General features: G+C 56.7%; 15 protein-coding genes. 7 read left to right on the forward strand and 8 right to left on the reverse strand.

The window, feature by feature from the left end; translation table 11 throughout:
• Positions 1–82: 82 nt before the first annotated feature.
• From chbC to chbG, 5 genes are all read left to right on the forward strand, one after another.
• On the forward strand, positions 83–1,441 hold the full coding sequence (gene chbC, locus ACOYA6_RS04955; RefSeq protein ID WP_039029056.1) for a PTS N,N'-diacetylchitobiose transporter subunit IIC: 1,359 nt from the start codon (positions 83–85) through the stop codon (positions 1,439–1,441).
• 46 nt (positions 1,442–1,487) lie between these two features.
• Positions 1,488–1,841, forward strand: coding sequence for a PTS N,N'-diacetylchitobiose transporter subunit IIA (chbA, locus tag ACOYA6_RS04960; RefSeq protein WP_039029057.1), 354 nt, complete (start codon positions 1,488–1,490; stop codon positions 1,839–1,841).
• A 28-nt stretch (positions 1,842–1,869) separates the two neighbouring features.
• A complete protein-coding gene (gene chbR / locus ACOYA6_RS04965; protein ID WP_039029058.1) occupies positions 1,870–2,688 on the forward strand; it encodes a transcriptional regulator ChbR in 819 nt (272 codons plus the stop codon).
• Between the two features lie 103 nt (positions 2,689–2,791).
• A complete protein-coding gene (locus tag ACOYA6_RS04970) occupies positions 2,792–4,147 on the forward strand; it encodes a 6-phospho-beta-glucosidase (RefSeq protein WP_422654147.1) in 1,356 nt (451 codons plus the stop codon).
• Positions 4,148–4,158: 11 nt separating this feature from the next.
• The gene (gene chbG, locus ACOYA6_RS04975) at positions 4,159–4,914 is read left to right on the forward strand and encodes a chitin disaccharide deacetylase (RefSeq protein WP_422654148.1); all 756 of its coding nucleotides are present in this window, start codon (positions 4,159–4,161) and stop codon (positions 4,912–4,914) included.
• 97 nt (positions 4,915–5,011) lie between these two features.
• On the opposite strand, the gene katE is transcribed toward chbG, so the two are convergent.
• The gene (gene katE / locus ACOYA6_RS04980; protein ID WP_422654149.1) at positions 5,012–7,270 is read right to left on the reverse strand and encodes a catalase HPII; all 2,259 of its coding nucleotides are present in this window, start codon (positions 7,268–7,270) and stop codon (positions 5,012–5,014) included.
• 197 nt (positions 7,271–7,467) lie between these two features.
• On the opposite strand from katE, the gene cedA reads away from it, so the two are divergent.
• Positions 7,468–7,722 (forward strand): cell division activator CedA, encoded by a 255-nt coding sequence (cedA, locus tag ACOYA6_RS04985; protein WP_223074245.1) that lies wholly within the window; start codon positions 7,468–7,470, stop codon positions 7,720–7,722.
• 58 nt (positions 7,723–7,780) lie between these two features.
• On the opposite strand, the gene ACOYA6_RS04990 is transcribed toward cedA, so the two are convergent.
• The 4 genes from ACOYA6_RS04990 to hxpB all read right to left on the reverse strand — a co-directional run bounded on the left by ACOYA6_RS04990 (position 7,781) and on the right by hxpB (position 11,564).
• Complete coding sequence (locus tag ACOYA6_RS04990) at positions 7,781–9,172, reverse strand: L-cystine transporter (protein ID WP_039029064.1); 1,392 nt, start codon at positions 9,170–9,172, stop codon at positions 7,781–7,783.
• A 129-nt stretch (positions 9,173–9,301) separates the two neighbouring features.
• Entirely contained in the window at positions 9,302–9,892 is a 591-nt protein-coding gene (locus ACOYA6_RS04995; RefSeq protein WP_039029065.1) for a metal-dependent hydrolase, read from the reverse strand.
• Positions 9,893–9,984: 92 nt separating this feature from the next.
• Positions 9,985–10,746, reverse strand: a complete 762-nt coding sequence (gene kduD, locus ACOYA6_RS05000) for a 2-dehydro-3-deoxy-D-gluconate 5-dehydrogenase KduD (RefSeq protein ID WP_422654150.1) — start codon at positions 10,744–10,746, stop codon at positions 9,985–9,987.
• 149 nt (positions 10,747–10,895) lie between these two features.
• Positions 10,896–11,564 carry a hexitol phosphatase HxpB gene (hxpB, locus tag ACOYA6_RS05005; protein WP_422654151.1) on the reverse strand — a complete coding sequence of 223 codons (669 nt, stop codon included), beginning with the start codon at positions 11,562–11,564 and terminating at the stop codon, positions 10,896–10,898.
• A gap of 145 nt (positions 11,565–11,709) precedes the next feature.
• Here hxpB and ACOYA6_RS05010 point away from each other — a divergent pair, with 145 nt between their 5' ends.
• Positions 11,710–12,246 (forward strand): YniB family protein, encoded by a 537-nt coding sequence (locus ACOYA6_RS05010; protein WP_422654152.1) that lies wholly within the window; start codon positions 11,710–11,712, stop codon positions 12,244–12,246.
• 39 nt (positions 12,247–12,285) lie between these two features.
• On the opposite strand, the gene ACOYA6_RS05015 is transcribed toward ACOYA6_RS05010, so the two are convergent.
• The 3 genes from ACOYA6_RS05015 to pfkB all read right to left on the reverse strand — a co-directional run bounded on the left by ACOYA6_RS05015 (position 12,286) and on the right by pfkB (position 14,564).
• Positions 12,286–13,146, reverse strand: a complete 861-nt coding sequence (locus tag ACOYA6_RS05015) for a fructosamine kinase family protein (RefSeq protein WP_039029069.1) — start codon at positions 13,144–13,146, stop codon at positions 12,286–12,288.
• A gap of 105 nt (positions 13,147–13,251) precedes the next feature.
• Complete coding sequence (gene ghoS, locus ACOYA6_RS05020; protein ID WP_422654153.1) at positions 13,252–13,542, reverse strand: type V toxin-antitoxin system endoribonuclease antitoxin GhoS; 291 nt, start codon at positions 13,540–13,542, stop codon at positions 13,252–13,254.
• An 89-nt stretch (positions 13,543–13,631) separates the two neighbouring features.
• Entirely contained in the window at positions 13,632–14,564 is a 933-nt protein-coding gene (pfkB, locus tag ACOYA6_RS05025; RefSeq protein WP_039029071.1) for a 6-phosphofructokinase II, read from the reverse strand.
• Positions 14,565–14,853 lie beyond the last annotated feature (289 nt).

Here is a 14,853-nt window from a genome sequence, read left to right on the forward strand (position 1 = left end):
TAATTTTTTATTTTTCCCGTCAAAGAGCAATTTCACACACACTTACGCCGCAATATTATTGCGGCATTTAAGGGCATTTTCTATGAGTAGATTTATTGCTGCGCTTGAAAAGGTACTCCTTCCTTTTGCAGTTAAAATAGGAAAGCAACCGCATGTCAACGCCATTAAAAACGGTTTTATTAAGGTAATGCCGTTAACCCTGGCCGGTGCCATGTTCGTTTTAATTAACAACGTTTTTCTGAGCTTCGGTGATGGTTCATTTTTCTATTCATTAGGTGTTCGTTTAGATCCCTCAACTATTGAAACGTTAAATGGTTTCAAGGCCATCGGCGGCAATGTGTACAACGGTACGCTGGGTATTATGTCGCTGATGGCGCCTTTCTTTATCGGGATGGCGCTGGCGGAAGAGCGTAAAGTCGACTCGCTGGCCGCCGGTTTATTATCTGTCGCTGCCTTTATGACCGTGACCCCTTACAGCGTCGGTGAAGCTTACGCGGTGGGTGCCAACTGGCTGGGCGGGGCGAACATTATTTCCGGTATTGTGATCGGTCTGGTCGTGGCGGAAATGTTTACCTTTATTATTCGTCGCAACTGGGTGATCCGCTTGCCGGACAGCGTCCCGGCATCGGTGTCGCGCTCCTTCTCGGCGCTGATCCCAGGCTTCATTATTCTCTCCATCATGGGGACCATCGCCTGGGCGCTCTCTCACTGGGGCACCAACTTCCACCAGATCATCATGGACACCATCTCCACACCGCTGGCATCCATGGGTGGGGTCGTGGGCTGGGCTTACGTCATCTTCACCTCCCTGCTGTGGTTCTTCGGTGTTCACGGCTCTCTGGCGCTGGCCGCGCTGGACAGCGGCATCATGACCCCATGGGCGCTGGAAAACGTGGCACTCTACCAGCAGTACGGCTCCGTTGACGCGGCGCTGGCGGCAGGCAAGACCTTCCACGTCTGGGCGAAACCGATGCTCGACTCCTATATCTTCCTGGGCGGTACCGGGGCGACGTTAGGTCTGATCATCGCGGTGTTTATCACCTCCCGCCGTGCGGATCACCGCCAGGTGGCGAAGCTGGCCCTGCCGTCAGGCATCTTCCAGATTAACGAGCCCATCCTGTTCGGTATGCCGATCATCATGAACCCGGTTATGTTCATTCCGTTCATCCTGGTGCAGCCGCTGCTGGCCGCCATTACCCTGACGGCGTACTACCTGGGCATTATCCCGCCGATCACTAACATCGCACCGTGGACCATGCCTGCCGGTCTGGGCGCCTTCTTCAACACCAACGGCAGCGTTGCGGCCTTCCTGCTGGCGATATTCAACCTTGGTGTGGCAACCCTGCTCTACATGCCGTTTGTCGCCATCGCCAACAAGGCCCAGACCACCATTGATGAAGAAGAGAGCGAAGAAGATATCGCCCTCGCACTGAAATTCTGATGTCGTATGACGCGGGGCAACCCGCGTCAGTACAGGAGAACAAGAGATGTTTGATTTAGAGAATGTTGTAGCAGAGCCAGAAGACGTAGCAGAGAACGATCTTGAAGAAGTGGTGATGGGGCTTATCATCAACTCCGGACAGGCGCGCAGCCTGGCGTACGCGGCGCTGAAAAAAGCCAAGCAGGGCGATTTCGACTCCGCCAAAGAGATGATGGCCCAGTCGCGCACCGCGCTGAATGAAGCCCATCTGGTGCAAACAAAACTGATCGAAAGCGATCAGGGTGAAGGTAAAATGAAGGTGAGCCTGGTGCTGGTACACGCCCAGGACCATCTGATGACCTCCATGCTGGCCCGTGAGCTGGTGGCGGAACTCATCGAACTTCACGAGAAAATGCAGTAAATCAGTCTGATAGCAGGAGGTCAGCGCCATGGAAATCACTACCGCCCGGGAACAACAGCTGTTCAATGGTAAAAATTTTCATGTGTTTATTTACAACAAAGTGGAGAGCATCAGCGGTCTGCATCAGCATGACTACTATGAGTTCACCATTGTGCTGACCGGCCGCTATTTCCAGGAGATCAACGGCAAGCGGGTGCTGCTGGAGCGCGGGGACTTTGTCTTTATCCCGATGGGGTCGCATCATCAGAGCTTTTACGATTTTGGCGCCACGCGCATTCTCAACGTCGGCATCAGTAAACGCTTCTTCGAAACCCACTACTCGCCGCTGTTGCCGTTCTGCTTTGTGGCCTCGCAGGTTTATCACGTTAAAAGTGAATTCCTGAACTGGATCGACACCGTGATTGCCTCGCTTAACTTCCGTGACAATGAGTTCGATGAATTTATTGAAACGGTGACCTTTTACGTCGTCAACCGCCTTCGCCACTATCGCGAAGAGCAGCAGGCAACTGACGATATCCCCCAATGGCTGCGCACCACCGTTGAAATGATGCACGACAAGCTGCGTTTTGGTGAAAACGCGCTGGAAAATATGGTGGCGCTGTCGGGTAAATCGCAGGAATACCTGACCCGTGCGACCCAGCGTTATTATCAGAAAACGCCGGTGCAGATTATTAATGAAATACGGATCAATTTCGCCAGAAAACAGCTGGAAATTACCAACTATTCGGTGACGGATATTGCTTACGAATCCGGTTACAGCAGTCCGAGTCTGTTTATTAAGACCTTTAAGAAATTGACCTCATTTACACCTAACAGCTACCGGAAAAACCTCACGGTTATTAATTAACGTCCGGCGGTGTTACCGCCGGGAATATTGATTTAAATGATTGCCCAAAATAGATGGGAAGGGACCGCTATACTCAAAAGGCGGATCGCCCAGGGAGAATATTATGCAAAAGAAACTTAAAGTAGTGACCATCGGCGGCGGAAGCAGCTATACCCCGGAATTACTGGAAGGCTTCCTCAAGCGTTACCATGAACTGCCGGTCAGCGAATTGTGGCTGGTTGACGTGGCCGAGGGCCAGGAGAAGCTGGATATTATTTTTGACCTCTGCCAGCGCATGGTGAAAAAAGCGGGCGTGCCGATGACCGTGCATAAAACCCTCGACCGCCGCCAGGCGCTAAAGGATGCCGATTTTGTCACCACCCAGCTACGCGTCGGCCAGCTGAAGGCCCGCGAGCTGGATGAGCGCATCCCGCTGAGCTACGGCTATCTGGGCCAGGAGACCAACGGGGCAGGCGGCCTGTTCAAAGGGCTGCGTACCATTCCGGTGGTGTTCGACATCATTAAAGACGTGCAGGAGATCTGCCCGCAGGCGTGGGTGATCAACTTCACCAACCCGGCCGGAATGGTGACCGAAGCGGTTTATCGCCACACGGATTTCAAACGCTTTATCGGCGTCTGCAACATTCCTATCGGCATGAAGATGTTTATTCGCGACGTGCTGGCCCTGACCGACAGCGACGAGCTTTCCATCGACCTGTTTGGCCTGAACCACATGGTGTTCATCAAAGACGTGCTGGTTAACGGCAAGTCACGCTTCGCGGAGCTGCTGGACGGCGTGGCGAGCGGCGCCCTGAAAGCCAGCTCGGTGAAGAACATTTTCGACCTGCCGTTCAGCGAAGGGCTGATCCGCTCCCTGAACCTGCTCCCGTGCTCCTATCTGCTTTACTACTTTAAGCTGAAAGAGATGCTGGCGATTGAGATGGGCGAGTACTACAAAGGCGGCGCCCGCGCGCAGGTTGTACAGAAGGTAGAAAAACAGCTGTTCGATCTGTATAAGAACCCGGATCTGAACGTGAAGCCGAAAGAGCTGGAGCAGCGCGGCGGAGCTTACTACTCTGATGCCGCCTGCGAAGTGATCAACGCCATCTACAACGACAAGCAGGCGGAACACTACGTCAACGTGCCGCACCACGGCCACATTGATAACATTCCGGCGGACTGGGCGGTGGAGATGACCTGTATTCTGGGACGCGACGGCGCGAAGCCGCATCCTCGCCTGACCCATTTCGATGACAAGGTGATGGGGCTTATCCACACCATCAAGGGCTTTGAGGTGGCGGCAAGCCAGGCGGCCATCAGCGGCGAGCTGAACGACGTGCTGCTGGCCCTGAACCTGAGCCCGCTGGTGCAATCCGATCGCGATGCCGAGAAGCTGGCGCGCGACCTGATTCTGGCCCATGAAAAATGGCTGCCGAACTTCGCTGCTACCGTCGATAAACTGAAAAGCGAGCAGCACTGAGAGGGATCGCTATGGAATATCTGCTGATCGTCAATGCCGATGATTTTGGCCTCTCAAAAGGGCAGAACTACGGCATCCTGGACGCCTGTCGGAACGGGGTGGTGACCTCCACCACCGCGATGGTTAATGGCGATGCCGTTGAGCATGCTGCGGCGCTCAGCCGTGATCTGCCTGAGTTGGGGGTAGGCATGCACTTTGTGCTGACCCTCGGCATGCCGCTGACCTCCATGCCGGGGCTGACCCGGGACGGCGTGCTCGGCAAGTGGATCTGGGAGATGGCAGAGCAGGGGACGCTGCCGCTGGAGGAGATTGCCCGCGAGCTGGACTGTCAGTTCAATCGCTTCGTCGATCTCTTCGGGCGCGAACCGACCCATATCGACAGCCATCACCATGTGCACATGATCCCGGCCATCTTCCCGCTGGTGGCCGAATTTGCCCGCCGCAAAGGGGTGGCATTACGGGTGGATCCTCAGGTTGAAGGGATCGAACGGGATGCCGGCCTGCCGCCTACCACGGACGGTTTCAGCAGCGCGTTCTATGGCGATGACATCAGTGAAGCGCTGTTTTTACGCGTGCTGGATGAGTCAGTGCAGAAGGGAGAGCGCTCGCTGGAGGTGATGGCACATCCGGCGTTTATCGATAACACCATTCGTAAAAGCGCCTACTGCTGGCCGCGACTGACGGAGCTGGACGTGCTCACCTCGACATCGCTGAAATATGCCATTGCCGAGCGCGGGTACCGGTTGGGAACGTTCAGGGATCTGTGAGGAAACGCCGGGTGGCGCTTGCGCTTACCCGGCCTACAATGTCTACAAAAGCACCGAAACGTAGGCCGGGTAAGGCGTAGCCGCCACCCGGCTTTTTTTACGCCGGAATGGCCGCGATTTTACTGCTGCGGGACCACACCCGGTGCGCCGCCATCAGCAGCGTCAGTTCATCCATAAACGCGCCTGCCGCCGTATCGCCTTCGATAATCCCTTCTTCGCCCTGATCCGCCACCTTCAGCAGCGGCTTGAACTGACGGGCATCGCCTGCCAGCGCAATCGGCTTGAGGTGCTTATAGGCTTCCAGCAGGTAATAGGCCGCATCGCCGTTAGTGAGAAGGCTCTGAATATCCCCGCACGGCACCACCACCGCATCCACGGTCAGCGACGGAGAACCGGCGAAGGTTCCGGCCACCGGCAGCACCGAGCCGTCGTCGGCAATGACTTCACCCATTCGCGAGTAGAGCAGCTTCGCATGCACGCCTTTGGCCTTCAGCGCCTGCAGCACCGCCAGCACATCGCTGGCGCGAGGCTTATCGTTCAGCAACACGGCCACCACGCGACCTTTGATATCGCCGCCGGGAACGGCATACAGGCTGAGGGACGGATCCTTTTTCAAGCCGTTCACATCCTGCGGCGGAACAAGGTTGCGCTGCTCGTCGGTCAGGGTGATACCCAGATTGTCCGCCACGCCCTGGGCCAGGGTGATATCAATATGTGCCAGCTGATCCACCACCCGCTCGCGGATGTAGGTGCGCACCACCTTGCTCAGCTCAAAGCTGAAGGCACCGATAATATGCTCCTGCTCCACCGGCGTCTGGCTGTGCCAGAACAGGCGTGGGTGGGCGTAGTATTCGGCGAAGGAGGGGCTGCGCTCGCGGATTTTGGTCCCTTCCACGCGCTCCTGATACGACTCAAAGCCGCCGCGTTTTGGCCCCGGCGGTGTTTCGCGCGGCCAGTTGTCGTTGATCGAGTTCGGCTCGTAGTTGGCCGGGTTGGTGTCGATCTCCATGCGGTGCATCCCGTCCCGCTGGAAGTTATGGTAGGGGCAGGTTGGTTTGTTGATCGGGATTTCGTGGAAGTTTGGCCCGCCGAGGCGGCTGATCTGCGTATCGGTGTAGGAGAACAGACGCCCCTGCAGCAGCGGGTCGTTAGTGAAGTCCAGCCCCGGAACGATATGCCCCGGGTGGAAGGCGGCCTGTTCGTTCTCGGCAAAGAAGTTGTCCGGGTTACGGTTGAGCACCATTTTGCCCACCAGCTGCACCGGCACCAGCTCCTCGGGGATCAGCTTGGTGGGGTCGAGAAGGTCAAAATCGAATTTGAACTCGTCCTCTTCCGGGATCAGCTGAAAACCGAGCTCAAATTCCGGGAAGTCGCCCGCTTCAATGGATTCCCAGAGGTCGCGGCGGTGGAAGTCCGGATCGCGCCCGGTAAGCTTCTGCGCCTCATCCCACACCAGCGAGGCTTTACCGGCCACCGGCTTCCAGTGGAAGCGCACAAAGGTGGCTTTGCCTTCGGCATTGATCAGGCGGAAGGTGTGGATGCCAAAGCCTTCCATGGTGCGATAGCTGCGCGGAATACCGCGGTCAGACATCGCCCACATCACGTTGTGCAGGGTTTCCGGCTGCAGGGAGACATAATCCCAGAAGGTGTCGTGCGCGCTCTGACCCTGCGGGATCGCCCAGTGCGGCTCTGGTTTTACCGCGTGTACAAAATCGGGGAACTTGTGTGCGTCCTGAATAAAGAAGATCGGCGTGTTGTTGCCCACCAGATCAAAAACGCCCTCTTCGGTGTAAAACTTGGTGGCGAAGCCGCGAATATCACGCACCGTATCGGCGGAGCCTGCGCCGCCCTGCACCGTAGAGAAACGGACAAAGACCGGGGTAATTTTATCCGGGTCGGAGAGGAAATCGGCTTTAGTTAAATCGCTCAGGTTTTTATACGGCTGAAAATAGCCGTGCGCGGCCGAACCACGGGCGTGCACAATACGCTCCGGGATGCGCTCATGGTCAAAGTGGGTGATCTTCTCCCGCAGGATAAAATCTTCCAGCAGGGTCGGACCGCGGGTTCCGGCGCGCAGGGAGTTCTGATCGTCCGCGATGCGCACCCCCTGGTTAGTGGTCAGCGGAAAGTTCTCGCCGCCTTTGCGGACTTCATCCAGCGCATTCAGTTTCTGGTTGCCGGTATCGGGTGCCTTCAGGCTGCCGGGCGCTGTGGGCTCCTGGCCCGGTGGCGTAGGGACCGGGCTGGCGAGGTGAGAACCGTCCGCCGGGGCCAGCGAGTCCATTCCGGGCTGCGCTTCATGGGCGTCGTGAAGCGGGGATTGTTCGGGTTTATGTGTCTTATCATTTTGCGACATTGCACTCGTCTCCTGTTTTCATTGCTGAAACGCGGTCGTATTTGCCTTAAAACCCAATAACTATAGAACATTAAGGGTTATAAGCTGGGTGAATACCCAATTTCGGACTACCGCTTACGCTTCAGCTGGCACGTGGGGCGCGACGCAGAAGGGGCAATCGGCTATGATAGGAATTTACTGATTTTTAAGTTTGTTTAGTGAACCCGCTGCTTATGAAACCTCTTCGCCAACAAAATCGTCCTGTAATCAGCTATCAGCCTCGCGTTGAACCCGCGCCGCCCGACCACGCCACAAAGATGGATGGCTTTCGTGACGTCTGGCTGTTACGCGGTAAATATGTGGCTTTTGTACTGATCGGCGAACGTTTTCGTCGTTCCCCGGCGTTTACTGTGCCGGAGTCTGCCCAGCGCTGGGCGGTTCAGGTCCGGCAGGACGAAGACGTTGAGGATTAACAGATATAAAAAAACCGCCGTCATTGCTGAAGGCGGTTTTTTTTAACAGAGGAGGCGATTAACGGTGCGCGAGTTCCGCGTCGTCTTCGCTTTCCAGAACGGCTTTGTCGGTCTGCTTCAGCCACTGGCTGGTCAGCGTCCCGGCGGTCATGGAGCCGCTGACGTTCAGCGCGGTACGGCCCATGTCGATCAGCGGTTCAACGGAGATCAGCAGCGCCACCAGCGTTACCGGCAGACCCAGCGCAGGCAGGACAATCAGCGCCGCGAAGGTTGCGCCGCCGCCCACACCGGCTACACCGGCAGAGCTCACGGTCACAATCCCGACCAGAGTCGCAATCCACACCGGATCCAGCGGGTTAATGCCTACCGTTGGGGCAACCATTACCGCCAGCATGGCCGGGTAGAGACCGGCACAACCGTTCTGACCAATGGTCGCGCCGAAGGAGGCGGAGAAGCTGGCGATGGATTCCGGCACGCCCAGACGACGGGTCTGCGCTTCCACGTTCAGCGGAATGGAGGCTGCGCTGGAGCGGCTGGTAAAGGCGAAGGTCAGCACCGGCCACACTTTGCGGAAGTATTTCAGCGGGCTTACGCCGTTCACAGTCAGCAGAATGGCGTGAACCACAAACATGATGCCCAGACCGAGGTAAGAGGCAACCACGAAGCTGCCCAGCTTGATGATGTCCTGCAGGTTAGAGCCGGCAACCACTTTGGTCATCAGCGCCAGGACGCCGTACGGGGTCAGCTGCATCACCAGACGCACCAGCTTCATCACCCAGCTCTGCAGGGTGTCGATGGCGGTCAGCACGCGCTGGCCTTTCGGGGCGTCATCTTTCAGCAGCTTCAGTGCAGCCACGCCGAGGAAGGCGGCGAAGATCACCACGCTGATGATGGACGTCGGGTTGGCACCGGTCAGATCCGCAAACGGGTTTTTCGGGATAAAGGAGAGCAGCATCTGCGGAACGGTGAGATCCGCCACTTTACCCGCATAGTTGGTCTCGATGGCGGTCAGACGCGCGGTTTCCGCGGTGCCCTGCACCAGGCCTTCTGCCGTCAGGCCAAACAGGTTGGTCACCAGCACGCCGACCAGCGCCGCGATAAGCGTGGTAAACAGCAGCGTACCGATGGTCAGGAAGCTGATTTTACCCAGCTGTGAGGCGTTATGCAGACGGGCCACCGCGCTCAGAATAGAGGCGAAGACCAGCGGCATGACGATCATCTGCAGCAGCTGCACATAGCCGTTGCCGACTACGTTAAACCACTGGATAGACTCTTTCAGCACCGGGTTGCTGGAGCCGTAAATGGCCTGCAGCGCCAGGCCAAAGACCACGCCCATCACCAGACCGACCAGCACTTTTTTGGCCAGGCTCCACTGTTTATGACGCGCCTGCGCCAGCAACAGCAGTAAGCCGACGAACACCACGATGTTCGCGATTAATGGAAAATTCATCCCCGTTCTCCTGATTTAATATCAGATCGGTATCAGTCCGACCTTGTTGGCGCAAGGTTAGCAGAAGTGTGATCCCGTCGCTTATATCCAAATGGAATGGTTTATTCCAAACTCGCTAACTTTGTCGAATTAGCGCTCAATCTGATGATGGATAAAGCGGTTGAACTGAAATTGCAGGGAATTGATCATGTGCGAGGACCAGCGCACGGCACCGTTTTCCGGTAACGTCTGCGGCATCCACACCGCCCAGGCGAACAGCGCCATGCACAGGGCGCGCTCCAGCTGGTTACCTTTTTGTGGGCGGAGGATCGGCAGGCGAAAACGCCAGCGGCAGGGCCACAGCAGGGGAACGCCCGCCGGGGTAAGCATGTCGGCCAGAATATGGCTCAGATAGCCCAATACCATTCCCTGGATAGCGTCCGCCGGGATCAGCCAGCTGTCCGGCACTTTTAAGTAGAAAAGGGTCAGGGCAGCGAACACCGCCAGCAGGCTGTGGGTAAAGCCGCGATGCCCGCAGGCGCGGGCAATGGGTTTGGAGATCCACTTCAGCCGCTGCCCGAGCAGCGACTTGGGATGATCGATATCCGGCAACAGGCAGGTCAAAACCGCCGATGGCACGATATGCCACCAGTCACCCTGCGCCAGCACCGGTGTAAGCTCCGCATTTTTGGCAAACACTGCGCAGGCGAGAGAAAAGAGCAGATGACCTTCCGCCGTCATGATAAAACCCACTAAACTGTCGATGCATCCAGTATAGGGATTTTATACAGTATACGGAAGTAGTGACGGTGTAACTCTTTGTCACAAAGCTGTTAACGCGCCAGCCAGCCACCATCGACGGCCAGGGTGTAGCCGTTCACATAGTCCGACGCCGAAGAGGCCAGAAAGACCGCCGGGCCCTGCAGATCGTCCGGTTTACCCCAGCGCCCCGCGGGGATGCGGTCGAGGATCTCTTTGCTGCGCTGTTCGTCGTCGCGCAGCTGCTGGGTGTTATTGGTCGCCATATAGCCCGGCGCGATGGCGTTGACGTTGATGCCGTGGTGCGCCCACTCGTTGGCGAGCAGGCGGGTGATCCCCAGCACGCCGCTTTTGGAGGCGGTATAAGAGGGAACGCGGATCCCGCCCTGGAACGACAGCATGGAAGCGATATTAATGATTTTGCCGCCCTGACCCTGGGCAATGAACTGGCGGGCCACGGCCTGCGAGAGGAAAAAGACCGATTTCAGGTTGAGGTTCATCACGTCATCCCAGTCCTTTTCGCTGAAGGTCAGCGCGTCTTCCCGACGAATGGTCCCGGCGTTGTTCACCAGAATATCCACGCGTCCCATTCCGGCAACCGTCTGTTCGACAATACCGTCGATGGCATCCTGCTTGCTGAGGTCGGCCTGAATAGCCAGAAACCGACGTCCCAGCGCCTTAACGCCTGCGGCGGTCTCTTCGGGGATGCGACGGTTGACGCTGACGATGTCGCAGCCAGCCTGCGCCAGACCCAGCGCCATGCCCTGGCCGAGGCCGGTATCACAGCCGGTAACGATGGCAACTTTTCCTGAAAGATTAAAGGCATCCAGTATCATACGGACCTCAGAGTGTAGGGGGGGTATTATTGTTCTGAGATAAGCATAGAAGCAGTTGGAAATAAGATCAAACTAAAATGAAATGGCGTTTTAAAAATTTGAAATGCGATCGTATTTGCGGGCAACGGTGCGCTGCCCGCCATTGACACTCACCCGCGCAGATGCGCCACAGTGAGTTCCTGCAGGGAGGTCAGTTTTACATCCGCCAGCGCGTAACGGGCGTCGTGCTGGTTCTCTTCGGCAGGGACGACGATAGAACGCATCCGCGCCGCCTTGCTGGCGATCATGCCATTCACCGAGTCTTCCAGCGCCACGCAGGTTGTCGGGTCAACGCCCAGCTTCGCGGCGCAGTCCATATACACCTGCGGGTGCGGCTTGCTGTAGGGCAGCTTTTCAGCCGAGGCCATGGCATCGAAACTGTCGCGCAGATCGAACATGATCAGCACCTTTTCCAGCATATGTAGCGGCGAAGCGGAAGCCAGACCGACCTTCAGTCCCTGTTCTTTGCACAGCGCCACGGCTTCACGCGCGCCTTTGAGCAGCGGGCGATTCTCTTCCACCAGGGTAATGGCGCGGTTAATGATGCGATCGGTCACCTCATCACGCCCCGGGCCGACCCACGGCTGGTGGGCGTACCAGAGCTCAACCACCATATCGATGCGCAGGCCGAGCGTATCCGGCAACTCGTGGCGGCGGGTGATATCCACGCCCAGGCTGGCCATCACATCCAGTTCAGCCCGATCCCACAGCGGCTCGGAATCAATCAGTAATCCATCCATATCAAAAATGGCAGCAACAATTTGACGCGGCGTCGACATGCAACCTCTCCTTTCGTTGGTTTTAGCAGGGGGTAAGCGCTACCTCACCCTGGCAATTTAGCATATCACCCGTAAAGAGCGGGCGAAAATGACAACCAGCAGGTAGACTTAGCCTCAAAGGATGTAATTTGAAAATGAGGAATCAATGACATATCAACAAGCTGGACGTATCGCGATACTGAAACAGGTCGCTGGATGGGTGATTTTTATTCCGTCAGTGATCTCGACCATTATTTCCGTCCTGAAATTTATCTATGACCACAGCGAGAAACAGGCGGGCATCAACGCCGTGATGCTTGATTTTGCCCATGTCATGATTGAGATGATGCGATTCAATACCCCGTTCCTGAATTTCTTCTGGTACAACTCGCCGACGCCCGACTTCCGTCAGGGGATGAACGTCGCCTTCTGGATTATTTTTGCTCTGGTCTTCATTGCCCTGGCGCTGCAGGCCTCTGGCGCGAAGATGCGCCGTCAGACCCGTATGATCCGCGAAGGGTTAGAAGCTCAATTGATTCTGGAGAACGCAAGAGGGGAAGAGGGGTTAACCCGCGAGCAGATCGAATCACGCATTGTGGTGCCGAATAACACCATTTTCCTGCAAATCTTTACGCTTTACGTCCTGCCGGTGCTGATGATTGTCGCCGGGTATTTCCTGTTTACCCTGCTCGGCCTGCTGTAAGCGTTTGCTGCCGGGTCAGGACGCCCGGCAGCCTGCGCGCTATGCCGCCAGCACTCTCTCCAGCGCTCTCTGCGCCTTCACCAGATGCTCGCCGCCAAACAGAATGGCTCGGTTCATCAGTGTATAGAGCTGATAAACCGGTTGTCTTTCCAGGAAATCAGCCGGGAGCGGGGATATCGACTGATAGCCGTCGTAAATCTGCGGCGGCTGCTCAGGATGCAGCGGCAGCATGGCGAGGTCGCACTCTCTGTCTCCCCAGTAGCAGGCCGGGTCGAAGATATAGGGACCGTTCGGACCCAGCGCGCAGTTGTCTGACCATAAATCGCCGTGCAGCAGGGAAGGCTGCGGCTGGTGCGAGGCCAGACGCTGCTGAATATGATCGACAATGGCGTCGATATTGCCGAACTCCAGCCCTTTTTCCGCCGCCAGCTCCAGCTGCCAGCCAATACGCTGCTCGGCAAAGAAGGTCGACCAGCGTCGTTGCCAGGCGTTGGGCTGCGGGGTGGTGGAGAGATCGTTGTCAAAATCGAGGCCAAACTGCGGCTGATCGCTCCACTGGTGCAGGCGGGCGATCTGCTGCCCCAGAATAAAGGCGTTATGGGCATCCAGCGGGCGGGGCGGGAGATAGTCCATCACCAGAAAGCTGTAGTCGCGATCGCTGCCGACGGCCCGGACCTGGGGAACATGTACGGTTTTGCTGCGGGAGAGCAGTTCCAGCTGGTCAGCTTCTGCCGTGAAGATAGGTAACAGCTCGCGTTCGTCACACTTTACGAAAAGTTCACGACCCGCATAGCGCAGATGCCACGCGGCGTGGATCTCACCCCCTGGCAGCTCGTTACGCAGTTCAATTTCACCTTCGCCCAGTTGTTCACTTAAAAGATGACTGATAGCCTGCCACATGATCGCTCTCCCATGTTGTCTGCCAGATCATAAAGTTAGCGTGAAACTATGGTTAAAAAATACGAGCTAACGCACAGTTGGGCCGTTTGGCTGGCCCGGGGGCACTTATTGTTGCGCTTTTTGCCAGGTTTCCCAGCGCGTCACCTCAACCTGCGGCTCTTTTCCGGTTGCGCTCTCCACGAGCCCTGACGCCAGCGCTTTAACCTCATCTTCACTCAGCGGGCTGACCAGGCCATAGGTATGGCTGCCCAGCTCGTGCAGATTGCCCTCATCGTCGGTCATGGTCATTAAAAAACCACCGCGGGTAAGGTTGTTGTTGATTTCATTGAGCTCTGTCAGCGTGTCTTCATGAACTTTGATGGTTACCACATAGCGCGCGATATCTCCGCTGCTCATAATTCACCTCGTTGTTATCCCAAAAGTTTTTTTAGCATAGTTGATTCATACCATTTGTCGCCCTCACCGGGTAACCGGGAGGGCAGTCATTACACACTGGCCAGATAGGTGAATATCTTCTGCGTGTCCTCCAGCGAGCACAGGCGGGTGCCATGATTGATGGTCGCCGCGCTGCCTGCTGCCACGCCGTACTGGGTCATCTCCCGTAATGAGGCCCCCTGCGCCAGCTTCAGGGTCATTGCGCCCACCATGCTGTCGCCCGCGCCGACGGTGCTCTGGCTTTTCATTGGCGGGGGCACAACCTGCACCGAGCCGGTCTCATCAACGGCCAGCGCACCCTGCGGACCCAGGGAGACCACCACCCGCCGCGCTTTACCGCTTTTCACCAGCTCCTCGGCGGCCTTACGCACGTCATCAGGCTGGCTAAGATCGCGATTGACCAGCGCACTCAGCTCTTTCTGGTTGGGTTTGACCAGCTCGATGTTGCCGAGCGTCAGCGCGGCGCTGAGCGCCTCGCCGGAGCTGTCGACAATGCAACGAATGCCGTTCTGCTGGGCGGCGCGGATCAGCTGCGTCAGTTTTTCGGTTTTCACCCCGGGCGGCAGACTGCCGCTGATAACCAGCAAAGCGCCGCTCTCGATAGCCAGCACTTTCTCTTCGAGCTGGCGGAACTCATCATCACTCAGCGTCGCGCCTGGCATGACAAAGCGGTACTGCTCGTGGGTGGATTCAACGTGGACGTGCAGGTTTTGCCGGGTCCAGTCCTGGGCCTCGACCGTATCGACGGCGACCTGCTCGTCAGCAAGAAGCGAGACCAGATGTTCCCCCGTCGCGCCGCCTGCGGGAAAGATGGCGGTGGCTTTGCCGCCAAGGTGGGTAATAGCGCGGGCGACGTTAATGCCGCCGCCGCCGGGCTCGAAAACCGGCACGCTACAGCGGAGTTTACCCTCAGGATAGAGTTGTGCCGTCAGGGTTGCGCTGTCCAGAGAAGGGGAGAGCGTCAACGTAAAGATACGATCCATGCTTATCTCCTGTCAGTGAGGTTCGCATTAAGCCTGGCACCGAACCCACAGAAGCGAAAGTATTAACAATATGATTTTCAATATAAATACCTTTACGTACCCTGACTTTTATTTATAAATATCGGGCTGGTTTAAGATCGTTCTTATTCCAAAAATGAAACAAGAAATCATTGCTATGTTATTTGAGCCTTTTTATAATTTGTAACCTTTCTAAGGATCCCATGGCATTGATCCGCAAGAAAGTTTCCGGGACCGTAATGGTCTCTTTTTTTGTTGTACGGACTCTTTA

This window comes from Leclercia barmai (assembly GCF_049312895.1).
In the GTDB taxonomy this organism is placed as follows: Bacteria; Pseudomonadota; Gammaproteobacteria; order Enterobacterales; family Enterobacteriaceae; genus Enterobacter; species Enterobacter barmai.

Excerpts from the sequence above, each read along its gene's own strand:
- chbC (WP_039029056.1), top strand. The coding sequence starts at position 83 with ATGAGTAGATTTATTGCTGCGCTTGAAAAGGTACTCCTTCCTTTTGCA.
- chbA (WP_039029057.1), top strand. The coding sequence starts at position 1,488 with ATGTTTGATTTAGAGAATGTTGTAGCAGAGCCAGAAGACGTAGCAGAG.
- chbR (WP_039029058.1), top strand. The coding sequence starts at position 1,870 with ATGGAAATCACTACCGCCCGGGAACAACAGCTGTTCAATGGTAAAAAT.
- ACOYA6_RS04970 (WP_422654147.1), top strand. The coding sequence starts at position 2,792 with ATGCAAAAGAAACTTAAAGTAGTGACCATCGGCGGCGGAAGCAGCTAT.
- chbG (WP_422654148.1), top strand. The coding sequence starts at position 4,159 with ATGGAATATCTGCTGATCGTCAATGCCGATGATTTTGGCCTCTCAAAA.
- katE (WP_422654149.1), bottom strand. The coding sequence starts at position 7,270 with ATGTCGCAAAATGATAAGACACATAAACCCGAACAATCCCCGCTTCAC.
- ACOYA6_RS04990 (WP_039029064.1), bottom strand. The coding sequence starts at position 9,172 with ATGAATTTTCCATTAATCGCGAACATCGTGGTGTTCGTCGGCTTACTG.
- ACOYA6_RS04995 (WP_039029065.1), bottom strand. The coding sequence starts at position 9,892 with ATGACGGCGGAAGGTCATCTGCTCTTTTCTCTCGCCTGCGCAGTGTTT.
- kduD (WP_422654150.1), bottom strand. The coding sequence starts at position 10,746 with ATGATACTGGATGCCTTTAATCTTTCAGGAAAAGTTGCCATCGTTACC.
- hxpB (WP_422654151.1), bottom strand. The coding sequence starts at position 11,564 with ATGTCGACGCCGCGTCAAATTGTTGCTGCCATTTTTGATATGGATGGA.
- ACOYA6_RS05010 (WP_422654152.1), top strand. The coding sequence starts at position 11,710 with ATGACATATCAACAAGCTGGACGTATCGCGATACTGAAACAGGTCGCT.
- ACOYA6_RS05015 (WP_039029069.1), bottom strand. The coding sequence starts at position 13,146 with ATGTGGCAGGCTATCAGTCATCTTTTAAGTGAACAACTGGGCGAAGGT.
- ghoS (WP_422654153.1), bottom strand. The coding sequence starts at position 13,542 with ATGAGCAGCGGAGATATCGCGCGCTATGTGGTAACCATCAAAGTTCAT.
- pfkB (WP_039029071.1), bottom strand. The coding sequence starts at position 14,564 with ATGGATCGTATCTTTACGTTGACGCTCTCCCCTTCTCTGGACAGCGCA.